Source organism: Microbacterium sp. JZ31 (genome assembly GCF_016805985.1).
Lineage (GTDB): Bacteria > Actinomycetota > Actinomycetes > Actinomycetales > Microbacteriaceae > Microbacterium.
In genome coordinates, this window is sequence record NZ_CP017661.1 from 1365300 (window position 1) to 1377867 (window position 12568).

Consider the following 12568-nt stretch of genomic DNA (forward strand, 5'->3'; position numbering starts at 1 on the left):
CCGCTCCATGACCCCGGATCGCGCGTCGTCGCTGACGCACCTCGCACGACTGGGCTTCTCGCGCTTCGACGAGGCGGACGACCAGCTCGCCGAGCTCGGGCAGCTCGTCGGGATGGATCGTCAGACGCTGCTGGCGGATGCCGCGCAGGCGGCGGATCCGGATGAGGCGCTCGCGGGACTCGTGCGCATCGCGCGTCGCGACGAGCGGGCGGTGCGCGACGTGCTGCACCACGCGCGCGGGCGTGAGGTCGCCTGGCGGTTGCTCGGCGCCTCGCGGGGCTTCGCCGACTTCTACCTGCGCCGACCGGAGCGGCTCGCCGACCTGCCGGGGGCGGGACGCCGGCTGCCCACGGGGGAGGAGCTGCGCCGCACGCTCGGCGCCGCGATCGGCGCCGATGAGGCCGGCTTCGCGGCATCCGGCGACGACACGTCCTGGATCGCCCTGCGGGTCGCCTACCGCTCGGTCATCGCGGAGATCGCCGCCTACGACCTGACCCACCCCGACCCGGTGTCAGTGGTCGACGCGGTCTCGGCCGCGCTGGCGGACGCCGCCGGCGCGGTGCTCGAGGCGTCTCTCGCCGTCGCGCGGGCGAAGGTCGCCGGCACGACGGGCTTCGGCGGATTCGGCCGCGACGAGGTCGCGCAGACGCGGCTCGCGGTCATCGGCATGGGGAAGTCGGGGGCACGGGAGCTGAACTACGTCAGCGACGTCGACGTGATCTTCGTGGGCGAGCCCGCCGAGGGGTCCGAGCTGTCCGAACCGCGCGCGATCGAGATCGCGACCCGGTTGGCGATCCAGACCATGCGCGGCATCGACGGCATCGAGGCCGAGCCGCCGCTGTGGGAGGTCGACCCCAATCTGCGCCCGGAGGGCAAGCAGGGCGCGCTCGTGCGCACGTTCGAGTCGCACATCGCGTACTACGACCGCTGGGCCAAGAGCTGGGAGTTCCAGGCGCTGCTCAAGGCGCGTCCGCTCGCGGGCGACATCGCGCTCGGGGACGCGTACGTCGCCGCCACGCAGCCGAAGGTGTGGGCGAGCTCGGGCCGCGAGGACTTCGTCGACAACGTGCAGCGGATGCGCGAGCGCGTCATGGAGCACATCCCCGCCGCGGACGTGCCGCATCAGGTGAAGCTCGGCCCCGGCGGCATCCGCGACATCGAGTTCGCCGTGCAGCTGCTGCAGCTCGTGCACGGGCGCTCGGACGAGTCGATCCGCCAGCGCGGCACGCTCGCGGCGATCGCGGCGCTCGAGGAGGGTGGCTACATCGGGCGGAGCGAGGCCGCGGCGTTCGCGCGCGACTATCGCACGCTGCGGCTGATCGAGCACCGCCTGCAACTCGTCGGCCTCTCCCGCACACACCTGATGCCGCGCACCGAGGAGGGCCTGCGCGCGCTCGCCCGGGCCACGGCGCTCGCGGAGTCGGCCGACGGCATCGGGGAGGTGTGGGAGGACATCAAGCGCGAGGTGCGCGAGATCCACGTGCGCCTGTTCTACCGGCCGCTGCTGGCCGCCGTCGCGCGCCTGCCGCAGGACGAGGCGTCCCTCACGGAGGAGCAGGCCCGCGACCGGCTCGCCGCGATCGGCTTCCGCGAGCCCGCCGTCGCGCTGCGGCACATCCGATCCGTCACGAGCGGCCTGAGCCGCAAGGCGACGATCCAGCGGCACCTCATGCCCGTGATGCTGCGCATGTTCGCGGACGGGGCGGATCCCGACTACGGGCTCGTGGCCTTCCGCCGTATCAGCGAGCGGCTGGGGGAGACCCCGTGGTTCCTGCGGATGCTGCGCGATTCGTCGGGCGCGGCGGAGCGGCTGACGCGCCTGTTGTCGGCGTCCCGCTACGCGGGCGAGCTCATGGAGTGGATCCCCGAGTCGGTCGCGTGGCTGGACAGCGATGAGCAGCTGCAGCCGCGCGCGGTCGCCGCGCTCGAGGAGGAGGCGCGCGCGATCCAGGATCGGCACGAGACGATCGAGGACGCGATGCGCTCCGTGCGGGCGCTGCGGCGCCGCGAGATGCTGCGCACCGCGATGGGCGCGGTGCTGGGCGTCACGACGCTCGATCAGCTGAGCGCCGCGCTCACGACCATCACCGAGGTGACACTGCGGGCGACACTGCGCGCCGTCCGGCGCGACGTCGTGACGGATGCGGACGAGACGCTCGACTTCGCGATCGTGGGGATGGGGCGCTTCGGCGGGGCGGAGCTGGGCTTCGGGTCCGACGCGGACGTCCTGTACGTGTACCGTCCCGAGGAGGTCGAGCCGCACCGCGCCGAGAACCTCGCGCTGAAGATCGTCGCCGAGGTCCGGCGGGTGTCGGAGGACTTCCGGCTGCCCCTCGATCTCGACGCCGACCTGCGTCCGGAGGGGCGCAAGGGGCCGATCGTGCGCTCGCTCGACGCGTATGCCGAGTACTACCGCCGCTGGTCGGTGTCGTGGGAGGCGCAGGCGCTGCTGCGGGCGCGGGGTGTGGCCGGATCGCACAAGCTGCTCGATGCCTTCACCCGGCTGGCCGACGACGTGCGCTACCCGGTCGATCCCGACGCCCAGACGGTGCGCGAGATCAAGCGGATCAAGGCGCGCGTGGAGACCGAGCGCCTGCCACAGCGGATCGATCCGACCCGGCACCTCAAGCTCGGCCCCGGCGGCCTGAGCGATGTCGAGTGGCTCGTGCAGCTGCTGCAGCTGCAGCACGCGCACCGGGTTCCGGGCCTGCGCACCACGTCGACGCTCGATGCGCTGTCCGCCGCGGTCGAGGCGGGCCTGGTGGAGCACGAGGACGCGGACCGGCTACGCGCGGCGTGGCTGCTCGCGGCGCGCCTGCGCTCGGCGAACACGCTCCTGTCGGGCCAGACGAGCGACGTGCTGCCGACCGACCGGAGACTGCTCGACGGCATCGGCCGCATCCTCGAGTACCCGCCGCACAGCGCCACGCAGGTGGAGGACGACTGGCTCGGCACCGCGCGGCGCGCGCGCCGCGTCTTCGACCGCCTGTTCTACGGCTGACGGGACCGCATCTGGGCGTTTCCGGGGTGTTGGTATGTTCGCGGCATGACGCCGATGGACGAACTCCCGAACCGTCTCGCGACGACGCCCGCCCACGATGGGCGGCGGTGGCTCGTCGGCGCGGCGATCGGGGCGGCGGTGCTGATCGCGACGTATCTGATCGCGGTGTGGACCGTGGGCGGGCAGGTCGTCGAGAACGCGGCCCTGCGCGGCGCCGACCAGGTGCGGCCGGACGAGCTGGACACGGCCAATCAGGCGCTCGGCGACATCACGGTCTGGTCGCTCGCGATCGCCGCGGTGCTCGTCGCCGCCGTCGGACTGCTGAGGCGTCGCCTCGATCTCGCGATCGCCGGCGTCGGGGTGATCGTGCTCGGGCAGCTGATCACGCAGACGCTGAAGCGATTCGTGCTTCCCCGTCCTCCGCTGGTCGAGGTGGTCGGCGATTACACGCAGAACAGCTTCCCGAGCGGCCACACGACGATCGCCATGACGGTCCTGTTCGCCGCGCGCATCGTCGTGCCCTATCGGTGGCGCGGCGTGACGATGCTCTTCGCCCTGACGTGGGCCATCGGCATCGGCGCCTACACGGTGACCGCCAAGTGGCACCGCTTCAGCGACACGCTCGGGGGCGACGCCGTAGCCCTGGTCTGCGGATGCCTGGCCGCATGGTGGCTCTCACGCCGCGGCGCGATCACCCCGTATCGGGGCAGGCCGCACCGCGCGCGGGTCGTGTTGGCAGTGCTGGTCGGCGTCGGAGCGGTGGGTTCTCTCGCACTGGGTGCGCTGCTGCTGTGGGGGATCCCGCTGGCACGAGGAACCGACCTCGCGATCGCGAATGAGGCGCAGGACTACACCGCCTACCTCGGCGCCCACTCGCTCGCCGCCGGAGCGTCGGGCGTGACGGCCCTCGTCTTCTGGGCGCTCTGGCATCGCCTCGAGGTCGCCGGCCGGCCTCGGCCGCAGGGCGATGCTCTCGAGGCCCCGAACGCGCGCGCGTCCTAGAGCGGGCGTGCTCCGGCTCGCCGCAGCCCGCGCCTCGCGTCGCGCAGTCGCGCCCGCAGGCGCCGCGCCACGCGGGCGGTGACGTCGCGCGCACGGCCGGCGGGGTAGGACCGCTGCAAGGCGACCGTGCCGTCGTCGAGGACGATGAGCCGGCAGCGGCGACCCGCGAGCCACGGCGCGCGGCCGATGCCCTCGAGGACGGACGGATCGGCGCGGAGCGGTGCCGAGATGTCCCAGCCCGCGTGCAGCGCATGCACCGTGACACGGCCGCCCTCGGAGGAGTCCCGCCATGGGAACACGCTCAACGGCTCGACGACGACGGTGGCGCCCGCCATCCGGCGCGCGTCGCGCCCCGGCATCCGGCGTTCCCGGCGACCCGCTTTCAGGTGCAGCCGGATCCTGTCGCCGCGGAGATCGCGCGTCGCATCCAGCGTGCTCTCGTCGAGGTCGCCGATGCCGATCGCCGCGGGAGGTCGCCAGACCGCCGATGAGCCGTCGATCCCGGGCAGAGCGGCGGCGCTCTCCGTGCGGTGCCCGATCGTGGCGTCGAGCGTCACCACGAGCGCTCCATCCCGGCGCCATCGGGCCGACCGCAGCTCGGCCCGGCACTCCAGGCCGCTCTCGAACTCCGCCAGCCGGAGCAGATCGTCCCGCCGACCCGCGCGCAGCAGCGCCGAGCGCACGCGCATGGGCATCGGCAGTCCGGCGTCCACGGCTTCGCCGAACCAGCGTCGCGCCAGCGGCTCGACAGCGTCGAGGAAGCGCGCGCGGTAGTCCTCGGGATAGCGCAGCAGTCTGCGGGTGTCGAGCCGCTTCAGGATCTTCCCGCGGTACCAGTGGCGCAGCAGCGTGTCGCGCAGCGGACCGGGATCGGTGTTGCGCTCGACGATCTCGAGCACCCGCTCGAGATGCGGGAAGTAGGTGCCGGGGTCGATGCGCGATGAGCTCGCGCTGCCCTCGTTCTTGAGCCAGGCATAGCACGGACGGCTCGCGAGGATCGAGATCGTCCTGGCGGCGAAGTACGCCTGCATGACGAACTGGTGATCCTCCAGCCGCACGCGGCCGTCCGGGAAGCGGATGCCGTTGTCCCGGACGAACGACGTCCGGAAGAGCTTGTGCGGAGTCAGCAGCTCCAGCAGCGGGTCGCGCCCCAGCACCGCGGAGGGGACGTCGCGGCGGAAGATCGCCCCGGGGATGGCGCGGCCGACGCCCACCACCTTCCCGACGACGACGTCCGAGCCGTGCGCGTCGGCGAACGCCGCCATGTCGCGCAGACCGTTCGTGAACACGCGGTCGTCCTGATCCGCGAAGAACAGGTACGCGCCTCTCGCGGCGTCGATCCCGTGGTTCCGGGGCGTCCCCGGCCAGCCGGTGCGCTCGAGCTCCAGCACGCGCACGTGCGGACGGGAGGAGGCGATCCGGCGCAGGCGCTCGCGCGTGGCCTCATCCGAGCCGTCGTCACAGAGCAGCACCTCGAGCCGGTGTCTGCCGAGCGTCTGCTTATCGAGCGAGGCGATGAGATCGTCCAGCCCCGGCCCGGGGTTGTAGACGGGGACGATCACGCTCACCCGGATGGAGCTCGTCCGCCTGCGGCCGGAGGAAAGGACAGCGGTCGCGGCGAAGCGGGCTCTCATCGCCCCATTCCACCCGAGTGCCGTGCGGGACTCAAGCATTGCGCGACATGTGAGCCCGTAAAGGACGACGAAGGCCCCGCCACCTCGAAGGGTGGCGGGGCCTCGTGCGGGTTCGGGTCAGACGCCGAAGCACAGCTCGAACTCCGCCACTGAAGATGGCGGATGATGTGGTCGCAGGACTTCCGCGTAATCCCGCGGAACTAGGTGATGGAGCGTGATGTGAGATGACGGGCCGGAACGGGCTTTCTGCGGACTCGCTGCGGACTGAGGGCGCAGGATGAGCGCTCACGTCACGTGGCTCGGACACGCTGCGGCCGCGAAGCGTGTTCGCCGGTCCGTGCAGACCATCCGGAGCTGGGGTCGCGCCGGTATGCCGATGGGATGGGCGATCATCGACGGGCCACGGGCTCGAGTGGTCCGCGAGGACGTGCTGCTCGCCTGGTACGGGCAGACCCTCGCGAACGATTCGATTCACCAGCAGCGGATGCGTCAGCGCGCGAGGCTGTGCGCCGCATAGCGCGGCCGGGGCCTTTCCCGCCTTCCCCTCCTTGCGGGGTGCGAATGCGCCGCATCCGGGCGCACAGGGCCGGAGGGAGGCTCTCGGCGTGGATGACCTCGAGGTGCAGCCGCGGTGCCCATCCTGGGGGTCGTAACGCGTCCCCCGCCCGGGGTAATGGGGCCCGGACTGCGGGCGTCTCGAACCGTACTTTGACGCAGAGCCGCCTCAGTTCGGCGGGCCGTCGCTCCCGGGACACTGACTAGGTCGTGTGGCGGATGCCCCTGCGCTTCCGCCCGACCCGCACCCACTCGTGCGCGCCTGGGATCCCGAGCAGCGCGCTCCTGACTGGCTGCATGTACTCATCGTGCTCGTGGTACCCCGCCCACATACCGACCTCCCGGCGACGACCTTGTCGCGGCCACGAGACATCGCGAGCGACTCCTCGACGACCGGGCGCCGCTCAGTCGTGAACTGGTTGCGGGTGAGGATCGCGGCGAGCTTCACACCGAGAGCAGCGTCGGGCGGGAGCGGCTCGGTCATGCGGGCAGATTACGCCGGCGCTCGGACATTGCTCCTCCCTATGAGGCTCTGAGCTCTTCGATCTGGTCGACGAGGATGCGCAGCACACGCACTAGTTTGCGGGTCGCAGCGTCGGGCGCACCGTCCTCCGGCGTCGCCGCATCGACTTCGTTGATGAGCTGCTTCGCCTGATCGAGGTCGTCCGAGGAGAAAGCATCATGCGCCATCTCGGCAGGCTATCGACGGCGTGCCAACCTACGCGAGAACTTACTCACACCACCGTCGGAGCCCTTGCGGACCATCAAACCTTCAAGTCGTTGTTCAATCACACCACACTCACAAGCTGTGAGACGGCGCGATCCCAAGCGGGACAAGGGAACGCCGTAGGTGTCCACACGCTGTGGACGAAGTTCTCCACAGCAGTTGTCCCCACTTCAGCGGCGTGTCGCGCGCGCCTTCCACAGGGCTTTCCACAGGCAGGTTTGCGGCGGTGACGGAGGGGTGCTGTTGTATGAGCGCAGGCGAAGAGCTCGCCTGACGAACATGAGAATGCGACACGGCTCCCGGGCCGGCAAGCACAAGGAGCCGTGTCGCATAGCAACACCGCGTCCAGGAGGAAGCAATGAGCTCAGACGAGCGTAACGGCACGCAGGAAACGATGGAGCTTTTTCTCGAGCTCTCCGCTCGAGATGCGCGCGTCGCATACGCCACGGCGCAGCGGAACGCGCGGCTCATGGCGGATCGTGGGTTCGATCGCCGACGCATCATCGAGATCCTCGACATCGACGACGTGACGCTGCAGCGGATGCTCGCCGTTGACGGTCGACTCATGGATCCCGGATGCGCGCAGAACAAACATCGCGGCTGCCTCGGGTGGATGCACGACGACGCGACCCGCTCGGACCATCGCTGCGCCTGTGAGTGTCACGACGGCCATTAAGGTGCTTTTCCGGTCCGTCGCCGTCGACGCCTACCAGGGCTAGCCCTATGGATGCGCGGTACGATCGACGCTGCGCCGGGCGTTCCTCGCTGAGAAGTGGGGGGCAACGCCCGGCGTCTTCGTCTTTCGCGTCGAGCTGTGGCTACGCGGCTTCGGCGATTTCGTCCGGATGCTCCGGGCACCCAGAAGGGTCGCCGAAACTCCGATCGGGGACGTAGAAGTGCTCGCCAACCTCGCACCAGGCGAGTCGGGACGGACGGCGGTGGTAGCGGTTACGCTGATTCATGGGGCTCCAAGCGAATCGGGGAGTTTCGGAGCGGGATCGCTCCGAGGTCGCCGGAGTCTAGGCCCTTCAGGTAGGCACTTCGGGGACTTGCCCATCGAAACTGCCGAGGGTCGCCTCAGGTGCAGGACCAGAGCCCACACGAGCACCACCACGAGGCACCCGGCACCCCCTCAGTGCAGTCTTTGAACCCGCTTTCGGTGTCCGCCGCCCCCCGGCGGTCCGGAGGCTGGGGACGTTGGGTGCATCCCCCGTCCTTGGATTTCCCCGGTTGAGTCGAGGTGCAAGAGTTGCCTGCAGATCCGCTGGATTGTCTGCTCAATCGGGCTCGTGTGTGACTACGACCGTGGGCGTCGGCTGAGGCTGCATTGTGGCGACTGCGGACAGCCCGGCGATGACGAGCGAGAGGACAGCCACCGCGAGGGAAGCCCATGTCATCCTCCGAGTGAAGGTCTGTGCACGCTCCGCGTTGGCCTGCTGGTCGTGGGACATCTGCAGGTTGGCGTTCGTCAGGCGCACCAGGTCTGCGGTTACCGTGTGCACGTCGGTAAGAACGTCGACCATGCGCTCGGTGGCCTCCGCGGTGCGGTGCATCGGAGTATCGGACATGTCGGGCAGTTCGTACGGTTGGGGCAGCGAAGCGACAACTTCGGGCGACAGCTTCGGCATGCGTCGGAGAAGCGAGTCAGCTGCGGTGCTGGGCGGCAGCCTCAGCTGCTTGAGACGCTCCCGGGCTTCCTCGATGCCGCTGAAGTCCATCGCCTTCAGCAATGAGGCGCTGACCTTCGTCGGGTTGATGCCGAGGCGCCTGTACGCTTCGCGGACGGTCTCCCGATCGTGCTCCGACTCGATGCGCTCCAGCTGCTCGAAGTCGATGGGCGGGTCCTGGTCTCCCGTGGCTGCGTACTGGTCGAAATTGACGACAGACGGCTCAGGCGTGGGATCTTCCTTCGTCACGAATGCATGGTGCCACGAAGAACAGGCAGCGCGGAGGTCAGGGCCGGTGTGCTGCCCGGCCGCCGGCGCTGCGATTTCAGCGGGCGTGCTCGGTCCGGTGTCGAACGGCGAAGCCTGCTGTCGCTAGCTGAGGGACGGGTTAATCCGTTCAAGGTTGGGTGGTGATGGCTTCGGCGACACGAAGCTCGTGCAAGAGCTTCGTGTAGCGGCGCATGATGTCGAGTACCTCACCCCGGCGTTGTGTCTGCGAGGAAGCAGTAGTCCTGCACGAGCGACAGCGCGCGGTGGACGATCATCCTCATGTACCCGGGTGACTGCGTACGGTTGCGGATGCTGAACATCCGCACGACCGCGTCGAAGCGTCGGCCCGGGTCCGGCGTGAGCACTCTCCGGGCGGGGTCGTGCGCGTCGGTCTCCGCGACGTCGGAGTCGAGGATGAAGAGCTCGTCACCGAACTGGAACATCCCTCGCGTCTCCGGTTGACGTGGCTGGTCATCAATTGCGCCCTCCTCTGCCTTCGCGCGCGTAGTGCCTCAGCTCGTGGTCGAGCCGGTTGAGGTCGCTGCGGAAGTTGCCCGACGAGTGGAACGTCACGAGCCGACCAGCGGGCCTTGCTACGCGGGAGCGGCGGTGGCCGGCGCGGATGCGAACATCGAGGGCTGATGCCAGGCGCCGAGCCGGAAGCCGACCTCCTCGTGAATCGCGAGGTTGCGGTTCCGGTGCTTCGGGTCGAGGGTGATGTACGCCTCGTCAAACTCCTCCGCGAACTTGTGGATCCCTCCCGACGTGTACGGGTAGATGCCCAACGCCCAGCCGCAGGCGGAGAACGCGAGGGGCTTGCCGCCGACATACAGGTTGACCGTCGCGTTGTTGTCGGACCCGCGCTCGAGGTTTCGCGGGATGCCGTCGGTCGTGATCCCGATGTCCAGCGTTGGCGCGTGGAGGTTGTTGAGGTACTCCTGGAACGCCGCTGCACGGCGCAACGCCTCGTTTGTGTCGGCAATTGCCTTCCACTGTGTCTCGGTCGGGATCTTGAAGATCTCGTCGGCCAACGCGGTCGCTGCGTCCCCGTTGCCGGTGAGGTCGGTGATCCGGTCGATCAGCGACTGGCGTGAAGCTTCGAGCGTCTGGCGGTACGCCTCGGTGTTCCCGTCGAGGGCGTACTGCGCCTCCGCGGCCTCCTGTGCTTTGCCGGCGAGCTCCGCGAACATGGCGAGGTGACCTGGGGCACTACTTCGCGAGCCTGCTGATCTCGGCCGGCCTCGACCTCAAGACCGTGCAGGCGAGGCTGCACGCCTCCGCGAAGACCACGCTCGACACCTACGGGTACATGTGGCCCGACCGTGACGAGTCCTCCCGCCAGGCAGTGGCGCAGGTGTTGCGTGCGACCAGCCCAGGCTCAGGCGTACGCGAAGCTTGACGCTTCCGAATTGACCTCCACGTCGACTCCCTTTACGGCAAAGTGGGACTTGCGACGGCCTGTGTACTTGATCTTGAACATGCCCATCGACATGTCGGAGTTCAAGTGATCCGTGGATTCCTCGGAAGCATCGACCGCGGTCATTGCCTTCGTGATGGTGAAGATTGAGAACCGCTTCACCTCTGCCAGGGCTACGTTGGCGCTGCCTCCGACGGCGTCGACGCGCACCAGCACGTCACTGAGGTACTCGGCGGGGGTCGCAACTACCAACGGCTGAGACCCGTCAGGCGCAACATAAGGCAGACCGACCTCTTGCGGGCCGAACGCGATAGCGGCGACGACACGACGGGTCGCTTCGTGACGATTCATTTCAATGGGTCCTGTCCGGTCAGGATGAGGTAGACCGAGTACACCTCATCATAGGAGTCCGCGAAGGATGATTGAACATCGGCCTGAGATTGGATCGGCCGGATCTCGTCCCAGCTCGTGTGATCACCGTCTCTGTGCCGATGCACGCATCCGTGGTGCTTCGTGTCGATGGAGTGAATCTCCACCCACGCTTCGTCCACCGACTCGCGAAAAGACAACACCACGGCGTACTCAACGAGTTGGCCATTCCATGTAACACGCCGGACGTTGAGCAGGTACTGCTCCTCTAGCGCGACGGGCATTCGCTGCTCCGCGCACTCATCCCGCGGGGGAGGCGTCCACATGGCGTCCGAGGCGCTGCTCTGCGTCACAGTCCCGATCCTAAGGTGATGAGAAGAGCCCGCCAGGGCCGACCTGACGGGCTCTCTCCAAGAAATCTCGCGGACTCCCTGCGGACTATGTCCCGGAACTCCGCGGAATCTCCTTACACTCCGAAGTACAGCTCGAACTCGAACGGGTGCGGGCGCTGGGCCATCGGACGGATCTCGTTCTCGAGCTTGTAGTCGATCCACGTGTCGATCAGCTCGTCGGTGAACACGCCGCCGGCGGTGAGGAACGCGCGGTCCTTGTCGAGCGCCTCGAGCGAGTCCTGCAGCGAGTTCGGCACCTGCGGGATCTCCTTGGCCTCCTCGGGCGGAAGCTCGTAGAGGTCCTTGTCGACGGGCTCGTGCGGCTCGATGCGGTTCTTGATGCCGTCGAGGCCGGCCATCAGCTGCGCCGCGAAGGCGAGGTACGGGTTGCCGGAGGCGTCGGGCGCGCGGAACTCGATGCGCTTGGCCTTCGGGTTCGAGCCCGTGATCGGGATGCGGATCGCCGCCGAGCGGTTGCCCGCCGAGTAGACGAGGTTGACCGGCGCCTCGAAGCCCTTCACCAGGCGGTGGTAGCTGTTCAGCGTGGGGTTTGTGAAGGCGAGCACGGCGGGAGCGTGCTTCAGGATGCCGCCGATGTACCAGCGCGCGATGTCGGAGAGCTGGCCGTAGCCCTTCTCGTCGTAGAAGAGCGGCTTGCCGTCGTTCCACAGCGACTGGTGGGTGTGCATGCCCGAGCCGTTGTCGCCGAAGAGCGGCTTCGGCATGAAGGTCGCGACCTTGCCCCACTGCTCGGCGACGTTCTTCACGATGTACTTGAACTTCAGGATGTCGTCCGCCGCGTGCACCATGGTGTCGAAGCGGTAGTTGATCTCCTGCTGGCCGCCCGTGCCCACCTCGTGGTGCGCGCGCTCGAGCTTCAGGCCGGCCTCGATGAGGTGGAGGCTGATGTCGTCGCGCAGGTCGGCCGTCTTGTCGACGGGCGAGACCGGGAAGTAGCCGCCCTTGTACGGGGTCTTGTTGGCGAGGTTGCCGCCCTCCTCGGCGCGGCCGGAGTTCCACGCGCCCTCCTCGGAGTCGACCGAGTAGAAGCTCGCGTTCTGCTTCACCTCGTAGCGCACGTCGTCGAAGATGTAGAACTCCGCCTCGGGCGCGAAGAACGCGGTGTCGGCGATGCCGGTGGAGGCGAGGTACTTCTCGGCCTTCTTGGCGACCTGACGCGGGTCCTTCGAGTAGATCTCGCCGTTGCGCGGGTTGTAGATGTCGAAGACCATGACCAGCGTCTTGGCCTCGCGGAAGGGGTCGAGGTAGGCCGTGGTCACGTCGGGGATGAGCTGCATGTCCGACTCATGGATGTTCGCGAAGCCCCGGATCGAGGAGCCGTCGAACAGCTGCCCCACCGTGAAGAACTCCTCGTCGACAGTCGACGCCGGGATGTTGAAGTGCTGCTGGACACCGGGGAGGTCGGTGAAACGGATGTCGAGGAACTTGACATCGTTGTCCTTGATGAACGCCAGCACCTCGGATGAATCGTTGAACATTGAGGCTCCAGATTGGTGGGACTAGTGGGATCGCC

11 protein-coding genes are annotated in these 12568 nt (G+C 68.4%); 3 read left to right on the plus strand and 8 right to left on the minus strand.

Annotated features, from left to right (window positions below; all coding sequences use genetic code 11):
* Positions 1 to 7 precede the first annotated feature (7 nt).
* Together BJP60_RS06475 and BJP60_RS06480 are read left to right on the plus strand one after the other, a co-directional pair.
* The gene (locus BJP60_RS06475; RefSeq protein ID WP_203138405.1) at positions 8 to 3001 is read left to right on the plus strand and encodes a bifunctional [glutamine synthetase] adenylyltransferase/[glutamine synthetase]-adenylyl-L-tyrosine phosphorylase; all 2994 of its coding nucleotides are present in this window, start codon (positions 8 to 10) and stop codon (positions 2999 to 3001) included.
* Positions 3002 to 3046: 45 nt separating this feature from the next.
* The gene (locus BJP60_RS06480) at positions 3047 to 4003 is read left to right on the plus strand and encodes a phosphatase PAP2 family protein (RefSeq protein ID WP_203138406.1); all 957 of its coding nucleotides are present in this window, start codon (positions 3047 to 3049) and stop codon (positions 4001 to 4003) included.
* Here BJP60_RS06480 and BJP60_RS06485 read toward each other — a convergent pair.
* Both BJP60_RS06485 and BJP60_RS06490 read right to left on the minus strand, forming a co-directional pair.
* Positions 4000 to 5571, minus strand: coding sequence for a glycosyltransferase family 2 protein (locus BJP60_RS06485; RefSeq protein WP_203138407.1), 1572 nt, complete (start codon positions 5569 to 5571; stop codon positions 4000 to 4002). The two genes, BJP60_RS06480 and BJP60_RS06485, sit on opposite strands and share 4 nt — an antisense overlap.
* A 1143-nt stretch (positions 5572 to 6714) precedes the next feature.
* Entirely contained in the window at positions 6715 to 6882 is a 168-nt protein-coding gene (locus tag BJP60_RS06490; protein WP_203138409.1) for a hypothetical protein, read from the minus strand.
* A gap of 395 nt (positions 6883 to 7277) precedes the next feature.
* Between BJP60_RS06490 and BJP60_RS06495 the strand changes: the two genes are divergently transcribed.
* Positions 7278 to 7595, plus strand: a complete 318-nt coding sequence (locus BJP60_RS06495; RefSeq protein ID WP_203138411.1) for a hypothetical protein — start codon at positions 7278 to 7280, stop codon at positions 7593 to 7595.
* Between the two features lie 601 nt (positions 7596 to 8196).
* Here the strand turns inward: BJP60_RS06495 and BJP60_RS06500 are convergent.
* From BJP60_RS06500 to glnA, 6 genes are all read right to left on the minus strand, one after another.
* Positions 8197 to 8835, minus strand: coding sequence for a hypothetical protein (locus BJP60_RS06500; protein WP_203138413.1), 639 nt, complete (start codon positions 8833 to 8835; stop codon positions 8197 to 8199).
* Between the two features lie 227 nt (positions 8836 to 9062).
* On the minus strand, positions 9063 to 9299 hold the full coding sequence (locus BJP60_RS06505; RefSeq protein ID WP_203138415.1) for a hypothetical protein: 237 nt from the start codon (positions 9297 to 9299) through the stop codon (positions 9063 to 9065).
* Positions 9300 to 9449: 150 nt separating this feature from the next.
* Positions 9450 to 10046 (minus strand): hypothetical protein, encoded by a 597-nt coding sequence (locus BJP60_RS06510; RefSeq protein ID WP_203138418.1) that lies wholly within the window; start codon positions 10044 to 10046, stop codon positions 9450 to 9452.
* A 188-nt stretch (positions 10047 to 10234) separates the two neighbouring features.
* Positions 10235 to 10624, minus strand: coding sequence for a hypothetical protein (locus BJP60_RS06515; protein ID WP_203138420.1), 390 nt, complete (start codon positions 10622 to 10624; stop codon positions 10235 to 10237).
* Positions 10621 to 10995, minus strand: coding sequence for a hypothetical protein (locus BJP60_RS06520; protein WP_203138423.1), 375 nt, complete (start codon positions 10993 to 10995; stop codon positions 10621 to 10623). Before BJP60_RS06520 ends, BJP60_RS06515 begins: the two co-directional genes overlap by 4 nt.
* Before the next feature lie 113 nt (positions 10996 to 11108).
* The gene (glnA, locus tag BJP60_RS06525) at positions 11109 to 12533 is read right to left on the minus strand and encodes a type I glutamate--ammonia ligase (protein ID WP_203138427.1); all 1425 of its coding nucleotides are present in this window, start codon (positions 12531 to 12533) and stop codon (positions 11109 to 11111) included.
* Positions 12534 to 12568: the final 35 nt, after the last annotated feature.